The sequence below is a fragment of the Proteus genomosp. 6 genome, assembly GCF_040139785.1.
Classification (GTDB): Bacteria; Pseudomonadota; Gammaproteobacteria; order Enterobacterales; family Enterobacteriaceae; genus Proteus.
Genome location: NZ_JBEEVJ010000011.1, coordinates 87,661 through 104,598 on the forward strand (window position 1 = coordinate 87,661; position 16,938 = coordinate 104,598).

16 protein-coding genes and 1 riboswitch are annotated in these 16,938 nt (G+C 36.6%); of the genes, 9 read left to right on the forward strand and 7 right to left on the reverse strand.

What is annotated here, in order from left to right:
• The first annotated feature begins 23 nt into the window (after positions 1 to 23).
• The 3 genes from yegQ (at position 24) to fbaB (ending at position 3,695) form a co-directional block, all read left to right on the forward strand.
• On the forward strand, positions 24 to 1,403 hold the full coding sequence (gene yegQ, locus ABN212_RS14130) for a tRNA 5-hydroxyuridine modification protein YegQ (protein ID WP_109374219.1): 1,380 nt from the start codon (positions 24 to 26) through the stop codon (positions 1,401 to 1,403).
• 299 nt (positions 1,404 to 1,702) lie between these two features.
• Positions 1,703 to 2,596, forward strand: coding sequence for a lipid kinase YegS (gene yegS, locus ABN212_RS14135; protein ID WP_349443326.1), 894 nt, complete (start codon positions 1,703 to 1,705; stop codon positions 2,594 to 2,596).
• Positions 2,597 to 2,645: 49 nt separating this feature from the next.
• Complete coding sequence (gene fbaB / locus ABN212_RS14140) at positions 2,646 to 3,695, forward strand: class I fructose-bisphosphate aldolase (protein WP_006533078.1); 1,050 nt, start codon at positions 2,646 to 2,648, stop codon at positions 3,693 to 3,695.
• 51 nt (positions 3,696 to 3,746) lie between these two features.
• Here fbaB and thiD read toward each other — a convergent pair whose 3' ends face one another.
• Positions 3,747 to 4,544, reverse strand: coding sequence for a bifunctional hydroxymethylpyrimidine kinase/phosphomethylpyrimidine kinase (gene thiD, locus ABN212_RS14145; RefSeq protein ID WP_109374217.1), 798 nt, complete (start codon positions 4,542 to 4,544; stop codon positions 3,747 to 3,749).
• A 51-nt stretch (positions 4,545 to 4,595) separates the two neighbouring features.
• A riboswitch (TPP riboswitch) is annotated at positions 4,596 to 4,684 on the reverse strand.
• 316 nt (positions 4,685 to 5,000) lie between these two features.
• Here thiD and ABN212_RS14150 point away from each other — a divergent pair.
• Positions 5,001 to 5,645: a hypothetical protein gene (locus ABN212_RS14150; RefSeq protein ID WP_196573928.1), complete on the forward strand. Its 645-nt coding sequence runs from the start codon at positions 5,001 to 5,003 to the stop codon at positions 5,643 to 5,645.
• A 613-nt stretch (positions 5,646 to 6,258) separates the two neighbouring features.
• Complete coding sequence (gene pagP, locus ABN212_RS14155; protein ID WP_160230446.1) at positions 6,259 to 6,894, forward strand: lipid IV(A) palmitoyltransferase PagP; 636 nt, start codon at positions 6,259 to 6,261, stop codon at positions 6,892 to 6,894.
• A gap of 103 nt (positions 6,895 to 6,997) precedes the next feature.
• Here pagP and ABN212_RS14160 read toward each other — a convergent pair whose 3' ends face one another.
• Together ABN212_RS14160 and mgrB are read right to left on the reverse strand one after the other, a co-directional pair.
• Positions 6,998 to 8,380 (reverse strand): amino acid permease, encoded by a 1,383-nt coding sequence (locus tag ABN212_RS14160; protein WP_109374214.1) that lies wholly within the window; start codon positions 8,378 to 8,380, stop codon positions 6,998 to 7,000.
• Between the two features lie 149 nt (positions 8,381 to 8,529).
• Positions 8,530 to 8,706 (reverse strand): PhoP/PhoQ regulator MgrB, encoded by a 177-nt coding sequence (mgrB, locus tag ABN212_RS14165; protein WP_229096604.1) that lies wholly within the window; start codon positions 8,704 to 8,706, stop codon positions 8,530 to 8,532.
• Between the two features lie 338 nt (positions 8,707 to 9,044).
• On the opposite strand from mgrB, the gene ABN212_RS14170 reads away from it, so the two are divergent.
• The 3 genes from ABN212_RS14170 to brnQ all read left to right on the forward strand — a co-directional run bounded on the left by ABN212_RS14170 (position 9,045) and on the right by brnQ (position 12,014).
• Positions 9,045 to 9,431 (forward strand): helix-turn-helix domain-containing protein, encoded by a 387-nt coding sequence (locus ABN212_RS14170; protein ID WP_006533085.1) that lies wholly within the window; start codon positions 9,045 to 9,047, stop codon positions 9,429 to 9,431.
• Between the two features lie 127 nt (positions 9,432 to 9,558).
• Complete coding sequence (gene yidA, locus ABN212_RS14175) at positions 9,559 to 10,365, forward strand: sugar-phosphatase (RefSeq protein WP_349443327.1); 807 nt, start codon at positions 9,559 to 9,561, stop codon at positions 10,363 to 10,365.
• A gap of 302 nt (positions 10,366 to 10,667) precedes the next feature.
• Positions 10,668 to 12,014 carry a branched-chain amino acid transport system II carrier protein gene (gene brnQ, locus ABN212_RS14180; protein ID WP_198621016.1) on the forward strand — a complete coding sequence of 449 codons (1,347 nt, stop codon included), beginning with the start codon at positions 10,668 to 10,670 and terminating at the stop codon, positions 12,012 to 12,014.
• 141 nt (positions 12,015 to 12,155) lie between these two features.
• Here brnQ and ABN212_RS14185 read toward each other — a convergent pair whose 3' ends face one another.
• Together ABN212_RS14185 and ABN212_RS14190 are read right to left on the reverse strand one after the other, a co-directional pair.
• Positions 12,156 to 12,995, reverse strand: a complete 840-nt coding sequence (locus ABN212_RS14185) for an N-acetylmuramoyl-L-alanine amidase (RefSeq protein WP_198621015.1) — start codon at positions 12,993 to 12,995, stop codon at positions 12,156 to 12,158.
• Between the two features lie 99 nt (positions 12,996 to 13,094).
• Positions 13,095 to 14,567 carry an alanine/glycine:cation symporter family protein gene (locus ABN212_RS14190; protein ID WP_198625734.1) on the reverse strand — a complete coding sequence of 491 codons (1,473 nt, stop codon included), beginning with the start codon at positions 14,565 to 14,567 and terminating at the stop codon, positions 13,095 to 13,097.
• A gap of 1,343 nt (positions 14,568 to 15,910) precedes the next feature.
• Here ABN212_RS14190 and ABN212_RS14195 point away from each other — a divergent pair.
• Entirely contained in the window at positions 15,911 to 16,144 is a 234-nt protein-coding gene (locus ABN212_RS14195; RefSeq protein ID WP_100160381.1) for a DNA polymerase III subunit theta, read from the forward strand.
• 104 nt (positions 16,145 to 16,248) lie between these two features.
• Here ABN212_RS14195 and yebF read toward each other — a convergent pair whose 3' ends face one another.
• Together yebF and ABN212_RS14205 are read right to left on the reverse strand one after the other, a co-directional pair.
• On the reverse strand, positions 16,249 to 16,638 hold the full coding sequence (gene yebF, locus ABN212_RS14200) for a protein YebF (protein ID WP_198621013.1): 390 nt from the start codon (positions 16,636 to 16,638) through the stop codon (positions 16,249 to 16,251).
• A gap of 96 nt (positions 16,639 to 16,734) precedes the next feature.
• Positions 16,735 to 16,917, reverse strand: coding sequence for a YoaH family protein (locus ABN212_RS14205; RefSeq protein ID WP_109374208.1), 183 nt, complete (start codon positions 16,915 to 16,917; stop codon positions 16,735 to 16,737).
• Positions 16,918 to 16,938: the final 21 nt, after the last annotated feature.

Below are 16,938 nucleotides of genomic sequence, written 5' to 3' on the forward strand. Positions count from 1 at the left end.
AAATCAGAACCAGGAAATTAACCATGTTTACACCCGAATTGCTCTCTCCTGCTGGCTCATTAAAAAATATGCGCTATGCATTTGCTTATGGCGCAGACGCCGTTTATGCAGGTCAGCCACGTTATAGCTTACGTGTGCGTAATAATGAGTTTAACCACGAAAACCTTGCTAAAGGTATTCAAGAAGCCCACGAATTAGGTAAGCGCTTCTATGTTGTGGTTAATATCGCACCTCATAATGCTAAATTAAAAACCTTTATCCGTGACTTAAAACCCGTCATTGATATGGGCCCTGATGCGCTGATTATGTCTGATCCGGGTTTGATCATGATGGTACGAGAAGCCTTCCCTGAAATGGATATCCACCTTTCAGTGCAAGCCAATGCCGTTAACTGGGCAACCGTAAAATTTTGGCGTCAAATGGGATTAACTCGCGTGATCCTTTCTCGTGAACTCTCTATTGATGAAATTGCTGAAATTCGTAAGCAAGTTCCTGATATGGAATTAGAAGTTTTCGTTCACGGTGCATTATGTATGGCTTACTCAGGCCGTTGCCTGTTATCTGGTTACATCAATAAGCGTGACCCGAACCAAGGTACATGTACTAATGCTTGCCGTTGGGAATATAAAGTCGAAGAAGGCAAAGAAGACGAGGTTGGTAATATCGTTGAAAAATACACACCAATCCCAGTTAAAAACGTTGAGCCTACTTTAGGTGTTGGCGCGCCAACAGACAAAGTTTACTTAATCGAAGAAGCAAAACGCCCTGGTGAATATATGACTGCGTTCGAAGATGAACACGGTACTTATATCATGAACTCTAAAGACTTACGCGCGATTGAACACGTTGAGCAATTAACTCAAATGGGTGTACATTCGCTGAAAATTGAAGGTCGTACTAAATCCTTCTATTACTGTGCCCGTACTGCACAAATGTATCGTCGTGCAATTGATGATGCAGTTGCCGGTAAACCTTTTGATCCAACGTTGCTAACTACATTAGAAGGCTTAGCACACCGCGGTTATACAGAAGGTTTCTTACGTCGTCATACCCATGATGCGTACCAAACTTATGAATATGGTTATTCTGTCTCTGACACTCAACAATTTGTCGGTGAATTTACAGGTAAACGCGTAAACGGTTTAGCTGAAGTTGATGTTAAAAATAAATTTGTTTTAGGTGATAGCCTAGAATTAATGACACCAACGGGAAATATTCAATTTACGCTAGAAGCGCTGTTTAACAAAAAACAGCAGCCAACGGATGTTGCACCAGGTAATGGTCACATGGTTTATTTATCTGTTCCTGAAGATGTTGATTTAGATTTTGCACTGCTGATCCGCAACCTACAAGGTACAACAACACGTCAACCACATAAAATTGATGCGGTAGAAGTGAAGTAAAGCGTCATAATCTGATTTAAAGTGGTCAATTTCAAATACAGATCACATCAATAATGATTTGTTTACCGTATCATCAGTTCCGAAAAATAAAGAACTAGAATGAATACAGTAAGACTAGGAACCACCTCCTTGGCAAATCCAATCTCCCTTGGATTTGCCTTTTCTTTTTGTCCCCTTCTTATCAATCCCCCTTTTGTATAAAACCACACTCCTTTTTTCGTTATCATTTGTAAAAAACATAGTAATTTTCTCGATATCCATTACCTTTAAAAGAGTGATTCAATTAAAGGAACTCATCAATGAGTAAAATTAGTTTGCTAATCATTAATGGAAAAAGCGCGAATAATAGCGCATTGAGAAAAGCCGTTTGCCAATTACGTGATGAAGGTTTTGATCTCCAAGTGAGAGTGACTTGGGAATCGAGTGATGTGCAACGTTTTGTACAAGAAGCTATTGATATAAATGCTGAAACTGTTATTGCAGCTGGTGGTGACGGTACAATTAATCGTGTTGCATCTGAATTAATTCATCTTTCACCTTCATCTCCTCCCACTCTAGGTATTATTCCATTAGGCACAGCAAATGATTTTGCGATCAGCGCACAAATCCCTCGTGATATGGAAAATGCACTTAATTTAGCCGTTAAAGGTCGCGCTGTACCAATTGATGTTATCGCTGTGAATAAGACTCACTATTTTATCAATATGGCATCAGGCGGCTTTGGAACAAAAATCACAACAGAAACCCCTGAAGCCTTAAAATCAGCATTAGGTGGGGTCGCCTATTTTATTAATGGCCTTTTAAGTATTGACTCTTTAAAAGCGGATCATTGCACAATTGAAGCTGAAAATTTTCACTGGGAAGGTGAATCACTGATTTTAGGTATTGGTAATGGTCGTCAAGCAGGAGGAGGACAACAACTCTGCCCCGAAGCATTAATTAACGACAATAAACTCAATATCACCATTGTTGAAGCACACGAATTACTCCCTTCTCTTTTGAATAGCCTGTTTGATCGTAAAAAAAACGACAAGATTATCGAGCGCGACAGTCGCTGGGTAAACATTAGTGCTTCTCATGAAATGGTATTTAATTTAGATGGAGAACCACTTTTAGGGAATAAATTTGAATTTATTGTGTTACCTGAAGCGATCCACTGCCGGTTACCGCCTCAATGTGACTTGTTATCTTAGTGTAGATAAATGACAATCACTCTCATCTCATCATGAACTGGAGTATGTAATGACTGATATAGTAAGTTTGTTAGGTGCTGATGCAAAATCATTATTAGAACATCGTTGCCAAACCATCCCAAGCGAAAATCTCTACCTACCAGGTTCTGACTTTGTTGATCGTGTTATGATTGATAACAATCGCCCTAATAGCGTGTTACGTTCAATGCAAACCCTGTTTAATCACGGACGTTTAGCGGGAACGGGCTATCTGTCTATTCTACCTGTTGACCAAGGTGTTGAGCACTCTGCCGCGGCCTCTTTTGCCGCAAACCCACTCTATTTTGATCCAAAAAATATTGTTGAGTTGGCTATTGAAGCGGGTTGTAACTGTGTTGCCTCTACTTATGGTGTTCTTGCTTCTGTTTCTCGTCGTTATGCACACAAAATTCCTTTCCTTGTGAAGTTAAACCACAATGAAACCTTAAGCTACCCAGCGCAATATGACCAAACACTGTATGCCAGTGTAGAACAAGCCTTTGAAATGGGTGCTGTTGCAGTGGGTGCGACCATTTACTTTGGTTCACAAGAAAGCCGTCGCCAAATTGAAGAGATTTCAATGGCCTTTGAACGTGCTCATGAATTAGGTATGGTCACCGTATTGTGGGCCTATTTACGTAACCCTGCATTTAAAAAAGACGGTGTTGATTACCATGCAAGTGCAGACTTAACAGGTCAAGCGAACCATTTAGCCGCTACAATTGGTGCGGATATCGTTAAACAAAAAATGGCTGAAAATAACGGTGGCTTTAAAGCGATTGGTTTTGGTCATACTGATGAACGTGTTTACACCAAACTCACCACTGAAAACCCAATTGATTTAGTTCGTTATCAATTAGCAAACTGCTATATGGGTCGTGCAGGGTTAATTAACTCTGGTGGCGCTTCAGGTAATAATGACCTTGAAGATGCTGTACGCACTGCGGTTATCAATAAACGTGCGGGTGGTATGGGTTTAATTTTAGGTCGTAAAGCCTTCAAAAAATCAATGAAAGATGGCGTTGCGCTAATTAATGCAGTACAAGATGTTTATCTAAATAAATCTGTCACTATTGCTTAAAAAAACAATTCTGCGACACGCTAAAGCCCCTTTTATAGGGGCTTTTTTACATCACCACCAGCGATGAAAATGGTGTACAGGACCAAAACCTTGTCCAACCTCTAAACTGTCGGCATGTTCTAATGCTTGTTGTAAATAGGCTTTTGCTTGTTCAACACAAATTTGCCAGTTAGAAACTTGAGGACGAATAGCGGCCAAAGCGGCTGAAAGTGTGCATCCTGTCCCATGCGTATTTTTTGTATTAACGCGTTTTGAGGTAAATCGCCACTCACCTTCTTGAGTAAACAACCAATCAGGGCTTTCATTTTCGGTTAAATGCCCGCCTTTCATCAACACGGCTTTGCATCCTTGTTTTAGCAATGCATAGCCTTGTTGCTTCATCATTATTTCATCTTGAGCAACTTCACAACCTAGCAGTGCTGCCGCTTCAGGTAAATTAGGCGTGATCAAATCAACCAGAGGCAAAAGCTGAGTAACCATTTTATTAACCGCATCAGGCTGTAATAGAGGATCACCACTTTTTGCAATCATCACGGTATCAAGTACAACAAAAGGGATCGCATATTGCTGAAGTTTGTCGCAAACCACATCAATAATTGAGGCATTAGAGAGCATGCCAATTTTGGCACTATCAATTCGAACATCAGACAAGACAGCATCTAATTGAGCTGCAACAAAATCAGGGGATAAATCATAGACACTACGGACACCACAGGTATTTTGGGCAACCAGTGCCGTCATTACGGTTGTGCCATATACACCCAGTGCGGAAAATGTTTTCAGATCGGCCTGAATACCTGCACCACCACTAGGGTCGGTGCCTGCGATAGACAATGCATTGAATCTCACTGATTAACTCCTCCTTTCACCAGTTACAGAAAAGTCGGACTCTGTTAATCAGCAGAGTTACCTTGACTTCCCTACGCTGGCATTATCCAGATCAGGTTATACGGGTTCATCTCAGCCATAAGGCGCCCCGAGCCAAAGCCTGTAAATTCAGGCGATAAGGAGTATCGCATGCTCAAGATAAAGAAGCTAGTTTGATAGCTCATCTCAATCTATCGATTCTCTATTGTTGAGAGTTGTGATTCAGTAAGATAAATCAGCTAAGGTTGTATATAATAAATACTAAGCCGATGGCTTCTATTGCATGACACATCAATTTAAGGAATATATTTCAGCTATATTTAAATAATAAGAATAAAATAAATTATTTTGTTCGTTTTAACGACAATCGATATATTATCTGCTAGATGAGGTATTTATAATGCATTTCTGGACAATCACACAATGCGGAGGGGCTAAATGAAAAATGAACCATCGCAACAGAATAATGGACAATCAATGCCTTATCTTATTCCTGATGCAGATTTTAATGAAAAGTTGAAACTACCAGCTAAAAATATTGAACATACACTTCAGTTTCTCACTCAAGGTGTAAAAGATGTTGATTTGGAAGGTTTTGACATTCCAATAGGATACCGTTTAGTTAAATCATTACGTAAAGATCAGTACAGGCTTGTCACTACAGACAAAGAAAGTGAAACAGCCTATCTTGTTGAGCTTAGATTCCGACAAGACATAGTTTATGGAAAAACAACATGCACTCAAATAAAAGTGTGGCGTTCCCGTATACCTAAACATCGTAATGCTATAAGAGAATTACCTCGTACTTTTTTCTGTAATCTTTTAAAAGTTCATAATATCGTTGTTACTGATGAAGAACAAACCTCTGATGGTAAAGGTTTTTGGATTGATATGATTTTATGGGCTTTTAGTAAAGGTCATTATATTTATGCCTCAGATGGAACAGAAGAAGATAGACCATTACACTTAATTAACAGTATTGAAGATTTCTACAATAAGTGGGACGCTTTCTGCTGGGGTAAGGATCGTGATACTCATACTCACCGACTCCTTGTTATTAGCCAAGAAAAATTATCTCAATAAATGCTTTCTTCACGTTGAGAGAGTGTAAGCAACAATTCTTTAATTTGCACTCTTTCAACATAGGATTGTCTGTATAAAAAACAGACAACACTCCTGTTGTTAGCGCTTAAACCTAAACGTTTTATAAACCAACCTCTGTTTTTTTCTTTTTTTTATTTAACTCTTCTTATTCGTTACTCTATTATCCGCTGGAAATTAATCTCTTTTTATAACCTAATGTTATTGATATTAAATTTATCTCAATATTTTCATTAAGTCATAAAAATAGCTATTTTATGGAATTTTGCTGTTGAAAATGACCAACCTAAAATTATTTCTCTTTAACCTTATTTATCAGCTATTTATTAGCAATCTAATAAAAACTTAATTTTTCATTAAAAACAATACATTATTATAAAGATAAACAGCATTTAATATCAGACAAAATTACATCCATAAATATAATAAATCTATTTATTTTCTTTATAACCGATTCTTATCCCTTAAGATTTTATTTAAGAAGTAAAGTTTCAGATACCTCTTATCTTAAATACTTGTCGATTAAATAACACTATTAATAATGTTTATTTGTCATCACCAGAATCACTGTTTATGCCGTACTCGGAGTTATATTATGTCATCATCCTATTTTCACCCTAGCGTATTAGCCACAACGCTGTTGTCTCTTGCATTAACAACGTCTGCTTTCGCTTCTGAAAATAATTCCAATACCCATCAGATTATTACGACAGAAAACCAACAAATCACCAGCAATCCATCTCAATCTAATAATGAAGAAAGCTACTGGGGAAAATTCAAACGTAATGTCAATCAAACTTGGGACAATGACCAATATAACTACTATTTGCCTGTATGGACTTGGCATAATCGTTTTACTTACGATAAAGAAAAAACGGATCGCTATAACGAAACACCTTGGGGCTTTGGTATGGGTAAATATCGTTATGACAACGATGGTGATTGGCACTCTCTTTATGCGATGGCATTTATGGACTCAAATAACCGTGTACAGCCTATTATGGGTTATGGTTTTGAGAAAATGTGGTATCCCGGTGATAAAGACGGGTTTCGTATGGGCGCAGGTTTTACACTAAGTATTACAGCGCGCCATGAATACAACTATATTCCTATGCCACTCCCGTTACCGTTAGTTTCTGTCGGTTACGGACATCTTTCATTACAAGCCACTTATGTGCCTGGTACTTATAACAATGGTAACGTGTTATTTGCTTGGTTACGTTGGCAGTAATTTTTTATTTTTTCCGTTCAGAATAATTGCAAATGATAAAAATAGAACATAAAAAACGCATCTTAATGATGCGTTTTTTATTATCCAAATAAGTCAGTAATATTTAAATATCTTGGCTTACTTGAGTGCTATTAGGTGTTTTCTTCATGCGGGAAATCTTAAATCCAACCCATAAGAACGCAATCCAGAATGGCATTAAAATCACCGAAATATTCACTTGTGGCATAAATAAGATAATCACTAAAATCATGCATAAGAAAGCCAGGCAGATATAGTTACCATATGGATACCAAAGTGCTTTAAAGAAAGGCTCTACACCCTCTTTTGTTTTTGCCGCTCTGAATTTTAAATTCGCTAAACAGATCATGATCCAATTAAGTACTAACGTGGTTACAACCAACGCCATTAATAGTTCTAGTGCCTGATCAGGTAATAAATAGTTAACTAAGATACCTAATGAAGTCGCAATTGCTGACAATAGTAACGACACTACCGGTACACCACGTTTATTAATGCGAGAAAGCGCATGTGGCGCATTACCTTGTTTTGCCAAACCATAAAGCATACGACTATTAGAATAAACACCACTGTTATAAACAGACAGTGCAGCAGTTAATACCACGGCATTTAAAATATTCGCGATTAAGAAATTATCCAAGTTATGGAAAATCAGAACAAATGGGCTTTCACCTTTCACAACTTGAGTCCAAGGATAAAGTGAAAGTAACACTAACAATGAACCGATATAGAAAATTAAAATACGATAAACAACTTGGTTAGTCGCTTTTGGGATGCTCACTTTTGGGTTTTCAGCTTCAGCCGCAGTGATCCCCACCAGCTCAAGTCCACCAAAAGAGAACATCACAATGGCTAATGCAGACATGAACCCCGTAAAACCATGAGGGAAAAAGCCTAGCTCCCATAAATTGCTAACCGAAGCTTGAGGGCCACCATTACCACTTGCCAGTAAGTAGCTCCCAAATAAAATCATACCAACAATCGCTAATACTTTAATAATGGCAAACCAGAACTCTGTTTCACCATACATCTTAACGTTGATCAAATTGATTAAGTTGATTGCCACAAAGAAGATAGCAACGGAAACCCAAACAGGAATATCAGGTAACCAATAGTTAATGTATTTACCTGCTGCTGTTAATTCTGCCATACCGACAAGAATAAACATCACCCAATAGTTCCAGCCAGATAAGAAGCCAGCAAATGGGCTCCAATATTTATTAGCAAAGTGACTAAACGAACCCGCAACTGGCTCTTCGGCAACCATTTCGCCTAATTGACGCATGATCATAAACGCAATAAAACCACCAATAGCATATCCTAATATTACTGATGGGCCTGTCATATTAATAGTTTGCGCTATACCAAGAAACAGACCAGCGCCGACAGCACCACCCAGCGCAATTAGCTGGATATGTCGATTTTTCAGACCGCGCTTAAGTTCTGTCTGTTGCGACTCTCTCGCCATACATCCTCTTCTCTTTATTATTTTATCAACTTAACGTGTAAACTAATATTTACGATTTTGTTTATTTCAAGCCACCATTAAAACACTATTCTGACTTGAATAACAAATACATTTTATGCTAGGCGAAAAATAATAAGAAAAGCTATCTTTTAGTGATGCTTAGAGGGGAATAATGTGGTAAAGCGACAAAGACCTTGTTGGAAATCCTCTCCTCGATCGCAAAAATTATCTAAAGCCACAAGATAGAGGCCAAAGGTAATGACTAATGCAATAATTAAGCTAATAATTATTTTCTTTGCGTTCAATTTAAAATCCTTTAAATACATTTTGTTAGTATGACTTATCACATTATAAGCATTCGCTTAAATACGATAACAAGACAGGGAGTTGTTGTTATAAAATTCGCAATCAATTATCTCTATGAGTAAATTTAGCATAACTTTCATTATGAAAGGTAAACGCTTCCTCGACAGACTTCAGATAATTTGCATTATTTCGCTCTAAACTGTATGTAAAATGACCTTATATTATTTAAGTACACATTTTGCCAACGATTAGAGATAGCTATCCATTAATATGGATTTCTCTGTCTGCTATTTTTTGTATAAGATTAGGGAGTTAATTTTGATTTTTACCTTAACTTCATTGATAGAATGGAACTGTAATGCCACAAGATAATCATCTCGCATTGGTTTGCGCCCTAAGTAAATGGATTGAGGAGCATTTAGGCCGTGTTATCCATCTTGAAGAGTTGGCGGCTTATTCTGGGTATTCTCTTTGGCACATGCAGAAAATCTTTAAAGAAGTCACGGGCACCTCTTTAGGAAAGTATATCCGTCAGCGTAGATTAGCTGGAGCTATTCACTTATTACGTACCAGTGAGCGCTCTATCTTCGATATCGCCCTTGATTTCGGCTTTGGTTCACAATCTCACTTTACTTATATGTTCCGTAAAGAGTATGGCATCACGCCTTTCGACTTTCGGCAAAATCAAGAGATCGTTTTAGAAACCAAACAGCCTTTACATTTACAATCACCTTGTTGTGATTAACCCTTCCATTTATGTGGCATTATACAGATAGCCTTTAATGTCACATAAATAATACTCAAGCTATGTGATGATAGACCGCTTCGCCCTTCCTTTATCATAATTGCTTTTATTTAATATGGGGATGCTAATGAGTATTAAGCTTATCGCGATTGATTTAGATGGAACCTTGCTTAACAAACAACACGAAATTACGCCAGAAGTAAAACAAGCAGTTCAGCGAGCAAAAGAGGCGGGAGTTAAGATTGTATTAGCTTCAGGACGCTCCTTCAATGGCATCTATCCCTATTTAAAAATACTCGGTCTTGATACCTCTGATTGTTACTGCATCAGCAATAATGGTAGTCAAATCCATCAAGCAGATAATGGTGAAGTGATTATTCAAGATCTGCTCAATTTTGAAGATTATCTCTATTTTGAAAACCTTGCTCGTGAGATTGGCGTCCATTTTCACGTTATCAGCGATAATAAGATTTATACTACCAACAGTCATATTAGCCATTTCACCTGCCAAGAAGCCTTTTTATCTTGGACTCCGCTTTATTATCGTCCACTGAATGAAATGCAAACTGATATGTATTTTAGTAAGTTTATGATTGTTGATGCACCTGCCGTTTTGGATAATGCTATTCAATATCTTCCTACTAATATTTATGAACAATACAGCATATTACGTAGTGCCCCTTATTTTATTGAAGTATTAAATACCAATGTCAATAAAGGGAGTGCGGTTAAAAAAGTTGCTGAACATTTGAAAATCACACCAGAAAAAATCATGTGTATTGGTGATCAAGGTAATGATTTGGCAATGCTAAAATATGCGGGTTTAGGTATTGCGATGGGAAATGCGCCTGAAGAAGTGAAGAAAGTCGCTAAATTCGTCACACTTTCTAATGAAGAGCACGGTGTTGCAGTAGCTATCGATAAATTTATTTAAACACGATCTTTTTTGTGTTTTATCGCGAATGTCTACAAAATTATATAGCAATTGTGATCCTCAGCAGAGGATCACACTGCTTTTCGACCAAAAACATAGCCTTTTATTATTCTATAATTACTGTTAAATGAGCGTTAAATCTGCCTTTCTTCTTACATATCCTTCAGAATTTGTTACTATCAATTCACTTTTCGTTATTCAAACTGCATTTTCACAACATATTAAGCTGTTAATTAGGCTAGATATAGAATAACAAATATAAATCATTAATATATTTTCTTCACAGACAGGTAGTTTTAGTTATGCTTTCTACAAAAGACATGCTCGTTCTTGGGATGATGGTTTTCGCACTCTTCCTTGGCGCTGGCAATATTATTTTCCCTCCTATGGCGGGTTTCCAATCAGGAAGCCTCTGGTTTAGTACATCTTTAGGTTTCCTGGTTACAGGTGTCTTACTCCCTTTTCTTACCTTGGTTATCGTCGCAATTCGTGGACGTGGAGAGCGCCTTTCTGTTGATTTGCCTTCATGGGTGGCTGTGATTTTCTGGGTAGCACTGTATCTTATCGTAGGTTCTACTTTTGCGATGCCTCGTGTCACCAATACTGCTTATGAAATGGGTTTCTTACCTTTAGGGCTTATTGAGAAAAATACGGCAACACACCTTACTTTCGCACTTGTTTTCAATATCACAAGTATGTTTTTCATGCTCAAACAAGGCACAATGATAAGCGCCATTGGTAAGTTTATGACACCAGCACTGTTAATTCTGCTGGTGGTTGTGGGCATTGCTGTTGTGGCTAAACCGATTTCCCCAATTGGTGAACCAACAGGCCTTTATGCGGTAAATGGCTTCTTCTCTGGCTTTATTGATGGTTACCAAACCATGGATGTCCTCTCTGCTATGGCATTTGGTGGTATCGTTGCTCGTGCTTTATATACCAAAGGCATTACTGAACCACGCCAGATCGGTTTTATTACCATAAAAGCAGGCATGATTTCAGTCTTACTATTAGCAGCACTTTATCTGTGCCTTTTCTACTTAGGTGCAACAAGCCACTCTGTTTCTGTTTTTGCTGATCCAGCACTCAATGCTACTAACGGTGGCCAGATTTTCTCACGTTATGTTGATGCGTTATTTGGCTCTGTGGGTACTTGGTTGATGGGAGGTATTGTTTTATTAGCCAGTATGACAACACTTGTCGGTGTAACAAGTGCTGCGGCAGACTACTTTGCGACATTCCATCACCGTTTAGGCTATCGCTTTTGGGTTGTGGTATTTACATTAATGACCACCGTCGTATCAACGTTTGGTCTTGATACACTATTACGAGTGACTATTCCTGCATTATTAATGATTTATCCAACATCAGTCACATTGGTATTACTGCAATTTATTCGTAATAAATTAAAAGCGCCTCGCTTTACCTATCGCTTTACAATTGCAATCATTGTTTTGATGAGCCTTTTCGATACGTTGAAACAATTGAAATGGTTAAATGCTGATTTACTGCAATTATTTAGCTATATCCCACTGTCTGATTATGGCTTAGGTTGGGTATTACCAGGTGCGATTGCATTTGTGATCTCGCTGGTTGTTAGCTTAAATTTTAAAGAAGAAAATCTTCCAATAGAAAATACAGCGAAATAACCAGCATATATCACCTAATTTGTAATGCTGATTATAAGTTGATAAAAAAAGCGTCTTCCAAATTTTATATTGGAGACGCTTTTTGCTTTTCTATTACCTGCATTTTTACTATCTATTCAGTACAGCTTATCACAGGAAACTTTAAGTTCGGTATTTCTCAATCAATGCCTTTAAAATCGCCTCTGATTGAGCATCAGGAATACCATCTGCTTTGCTCGACCTAAAATGCATTTGAAAAGCCTTCACTACTTTTTGTGCATTATTATCTAACACACCATTCGTTGGTGTTTGATAACCATATTGCTGTAATAACTTTTGGAAGTTCGCGACATCAACAGGCTCTGAAGGATCTCTACCTGCTAAATAAGTTTTCACTAATTGCTTATCAGGCCAAGCACCTATACCTTGACTGGCTAATCTTTCCCAAGGAAATAAAGGACCCGGATCAACTTTTCTGAGAGGTGCAATATCACTGTGACCCAAAACGTTTTGAGGTTCGATATCATAACGGTCAATAATATCTTTCATTACCGCTGAAATCGTCACGATTTGATCCGCTGTATAAGAATACCAATACCTAAACTTGCCATTATCACGGTAACCCAGATTGACTATCTCGATCCCAATAGAGCAATTATTTAAGCTAGTTGCGTCTCCCCACTGACTAATGCCCGCATGCCATGCAATTTGCCTTTCATCCACTAATGAAGTAATCACTGGCTTTCCATCAATAGATGAAGGATGTGTAGGGATCAAATAGTGACTACTGACTCGCCCCCCAGTAAGAACCTTAAGCGAGCGTTCATCATCTAGCGCGGTATAGTGCATCACCAGATATTTTACGCAGTCATTTGCTTCCTGCTTATTAGGAATAACTTTAACTATATATTCACCTCTATCAATAAATACTGGTTGTTTGGCACAACTGGTTAGGAGGCTTATTGCAATAAGTAATCCTATATAATACCGACTAGACCTCATTTCTGATCCTTGATTGATTATTCCCAAAGTTAAATTGTAATAAAAAAACCCATATTAAAGAATATGGGTTCTGCGTTTTGACTCTTTTTTATTAGTGCTTTAGTTATTGCTCACTTTTTCACATCGAACTAAAGGTTCATCAGGAACAATATTCTCGTCCCAAATTCCTTCCTCAATGTCATCTTGTAACTCTGGATATTGGCGAATATCAAATGTCGGCAGTAAACCTGCTTGTCGTTGCTGGTTATAATCTTTAACTAATTTTAAGGCGACACCAGAAAGCAAGATAATTGCAATTAAATTAGTCATTGCCATTAATCCCATTGAGAGATCGGCCATTTTCCAAACAAGAGGCATATCCGCTAAAGCGCCAAACATCACCATAGCTAAAACCGCTGAACGTAAAAGAAATAGCCCTGTTGTGTGATTACGTCCAAGGAAAATCATATTACTCTCAGCATAAGCATAATTGGCAATAATGGAGGTAAAAGCAAAGAAGAAAATTGCAATTGCAATAAAAGTACTTCCCCAACCACCCACACTAGATGACAAGGCTAATTGTGTTAATTGAATACCGTTAATACCTTCAGGATAACTGTCTAGTACACCTGATGATAAAATGATCACCGCAGTGGCACTACAAATAACCAAGGTATCCATGAAAACACCTAGCATTTGAATATAGCCTTGAGATGCGGGATGCGGTGGATAAGGTGTTGCTGAAGCAGCCGCATTCGGTGCAGAACCCATACCAGCTTCATTAGAAAAGAGACCGCGTTGAATACCTTGTGTCATCGCTTGGCTAATACCGTAAGCAATGGCACCAGCAGCCGCTTCTTGTAATCCAAAAGCACTTTTAAAAATTAAAATGAAAACTTCGGGTAAGCGTTCAATATGATCTGCAACAACCCAAAATGCTAATAATAAATAAGCTGTTGCCATGACAGGAACAACTAATTCAGCAACACGAGCAATCCAACGCAGGCCACCAAAAATAATAAATCCGCTGGTGAGTACTAAAAAGATCCCCACATAGAGTGGATCAAAATTAAAGGCAGAAGCTGTAGCTTGAGCAATCGAATTCGCTTGAACAGCATTAAAAACTAAGCCAAAAGCGATAATTAAGAAAATGGCGAAGAGAACCCCCATCCAGCGCATTTTCAGTCCTTTTGTCATATAATAAGCAGGACCACCACGGTAGTTACCATCATCATCTTTTGTTTTATAAAGTTGTGCGAGTGTACTTTCTATTAATGATGTCGCCATACCAATTAAAGCGACTACCCACATCCAAAAAATAGCGCCAGGGCCGCCCGCAGTTAAAGCAATCGCGACTCCCGTCAAGTTTCCAGTACCTACACGCGCAGCTAGACTGGTGCATAATGCCTGAAAGGAAGAAATCCCTGATTTATCTGACTTATGGCTATTTTTTAAAATAGAGAACATATGACTAAAATGTCGGATTTGTATAAATCCAGTACGGATAGTAAAGTAAATACCTACTCCAAGAAGTAAGTAGATAAGAACATATCCCCATAAAATGTTATTCGCAAAGTTTATTAGCCCTGTCAAATCAATCCCCTTATGTAATAACGTATATAACCTATCCTTACATCGCTATTGAAATAAAAAAGTAAGCAGATATCGTGTAATTGAGTCAATTACTGATCCGAATCCGTCTTAAAGTAATATCAAAAATTACTGTGTGAAAAGCGAACTAAATGTAACACAATATTGCGTGATATGTATATTTTTTGTTTATTTTTTTACATGTTATTATTTTAATTTAATTATATCGTTAACTAAAATGAACAATATTGAAAAGATAAAAAACCATACATATCATTAGGATAAATAATTATTTCTTTATTTTATTAACTCAGAAAAGTAAAGTAAATACTTTAGTCATTAAGTTAATCAGTCATTTTAGAAAAAAGAACAAACAGATTAAAAAAACATCAATTAATAATCTTTTCTATTTATCTAAAATAAGATTTAAATGAACTATTAAAGTGTTTAATTAAGATTTTCTTTAATGTCAGATTTAAAATTTCAGTAATTAACATTTAAGAAATAAAGATTTTTATAACAATTAACAATAAATATTTTATATTGTCATGTCAATAAAATGCTTTAATATTAATAATATATTAAAATAAGATAAAAATAAACTTTACATCTTTATTTTATCATACTTTCCTAATGCATTAATTCTAGCATGGTTTGTTATCTTTCATTTTTAATGAATACTGTTGATTGCTTTCTCTTCTCTTTTTTATTCACTAGCTATTCATTAATAACCTTATTCTTTTTTGAACATTAATTAAAGTTTAATAACCTTTATTTAATATTAATAAAAAAATGTAGAATCACGTAAGTTTACCTATTAACCATTTGGTTAATTTTATTTATACTATGTTTTTCCCTGGTGTTGTATTAATTTTCGCCCTGTTTCCCCAACAGGGCATTTTTTTATCTCAATATTTCAGTGCCTTATCATAACTCATTGTCAAATAATACAAAATAAAAACACATGAAATATCTCATTAATAAATTAACATTATTTACCTATTTTTAATGCAAAATCCATCACTCTTTTCATTGATCTAAATCAAATTAAACATTCATATTATTTACTCTTTTCAGAGATAAACTGCTTTTTTCTCTATTTTAAAATCTATTTAATAAGGATTAAAAATGCTCATTTTATCATTAGCCTTATTTGAATTACTCATAAAGTGGTATAACAATTCAAGAAGGATAGACTTTTATTGTTATATTTAATGACCTTGATTAAAAATCGACCCAAATAAAGCACATCATTTTTACTACACATTAATGACTAATATCTTTATTTACTTGCATTAATAAGCACGCTCTTTTACCTTACTTATATTGTTATAGAGGGAAAGATAATGAGTTATAACCTTTCAGAATTAACACAAGAAGAAAAAGATAAGCTAAATATAAGCTTAGCCGCTTCAGGCGTTGCTTTTAAAGAGCGCTATAACATGCCCGTTGTAGCAGATGCTGTTTTAAGAGAACAGCCTCAAGCTTTTCAAGCCTTCTTTCAAGAAAGGCTGGTATTTTATCGTGCAAGAAGCCAACACTATTCTCGTTTACCTTATGACCCACCGGTAAAAAAATAGTCAAACACTCTCCGTTATTTTGATAATGGTAAAAAAAAGAGATAAACCTTGGTTTATCTCTTTTTCTTTCAATCGATTAACTACAACTCACTATCACCTATCTATTATTTAGGGGAAACATAAGTAATAGTATTGTCATCACAATTGACTTGAACATTGTAACGAAGATCTGTTCTCGCCCCTCTTACATTCAATACCATCTGATAGTTATTATCCATCTTGATAACTTCATTAGCATTAATACTTGCAACAGGTTTTGATCCTAATGCATTTTTATCATCTTGCCAGCGAGGTAAACGATTTTGTAAATAATCATTTTTTACTCTTGTAACAAGTTGATTGTTATCTAAATTAACACAACTCGAAAATGGTGCAGAGCGCACAATATCTTTATTCACATTTTCGATATTTTCTGCAAATGCTCCAAAAGAAACGGCAAGTAAAAGACCTGCACCAAGTATCCCTGTTTGACTCACAAGCTTGCTTAATTTCATATAACCTCCCGAAAATATCCCTTAAAACAGGATGTGTTTTCATTAAGCATAGCATATGGTTAATAACACAATTGTGACATTTGTTAAAAAATTGTTTTATTCATTTTCATCATCAAATACAATAGAAACAGATTCACGGGTCGCGTGTTTCTCTCTTAACTCTTGAGCTACTAGTTGGATAGCCTCTCCACTGCTCATTCCCTCAGCCATAAGAGATTGGATTTTTTCTACCGCTTTTTGTTGCTCTTCATGTGTTAATGTAGGCATTCCTAGAAACATAATGTTACTCTTATCTTTATT

Coding starts and splice junctions, on each gene's coding strand:
- yegQ (WP_109374219.1), top strand. CDS start 24: ATGTTTACACCCGAATTGCTCTCTCCTGCTGGCTCATTAAAAAATATG.
- yegS (WP_349443326.1), top strand. CDS start 1,703: ATGAGTAAAATTAGTTTGCTAATCATTAATGGAAAAAGCGCGAATAAT.
- fbaB (WP_006533078.1), top strand. CDS start 2,646: ATGACTGATATAGTAAGTTTGTTAGGTGCTGATGCAAAATCATTATTA.
- ABN212_RS14150 (WP_196573928.1), top strand. CDS start 5,001: ATGAAAAATGAACCATCGCAACAGAATAATGGACAATCAATGCCTTAT.
- pagP (WP_160230446.1), top strand. CDS start 6,259: ATGTCATCATCCTATTTTCACCCTAGCGTATTAGCCACAACGCTGTTG.
- ABN212_RS14160 (WP_109374214.1), bottom strand. CDS start 8,380: ATGGCGAGAGAGTCGCAACAGACAGAACTTAAGCGCGGTCTGAAAAAT.
- mgrB (WP_229096604.1), bottom strand. CDS start 8,706: ATGTATTTAAAGGATTTTAAATTGAACGCAAAGAAAATAATTATTAGC.
- ABN212_RS14170 (WP_006533085.1), top strand. CDS start 9,045: ATGCCACAAGATAATCATCTCGCATTGGTTTGCGCCCTAAGTAAATGG.
- yidA (WP_349443327.1), top strand. CDS start 9,559: ATGAGTATTAAGCTTATCGCGATTGATTTAGATGGAACCTTGCTTAAC.
- brnQ (WP_198621016.1), top strand. CDS start 10,668: ATGCTTTCTACAAAAGACATGCTCGTTCTTGGGATGATGGTTTTCGCA.
- ABN212_RS14185 (WP_198621015.1), bottom strand. CDS start 12,995: ATGAGGTCTAGTCGGTATTATATAGGATTACTTATTGCAATAAGCCTC.
- ABN212_RS14195 (WP_100160381.1), top strand. CDS start 15,911: ATGAGTTATAACCTTTCAGAATTAACACAAGAAGAAAAAGATAAGCTA.
- yebF (WP_198621013.1), bottom strand. CDS start 16,638: ATGAAATTAAGCAAGCTTGTGAGTCAAACAGGGATACTTGGTGCAGGT.
- ABN212_RS14205 (WP_109374208.1), bottom strand. CDS start 16,917: ATGTTTCTAGGAATGCCTACATTAACACATGAAGAGCAACAAAAAGCG.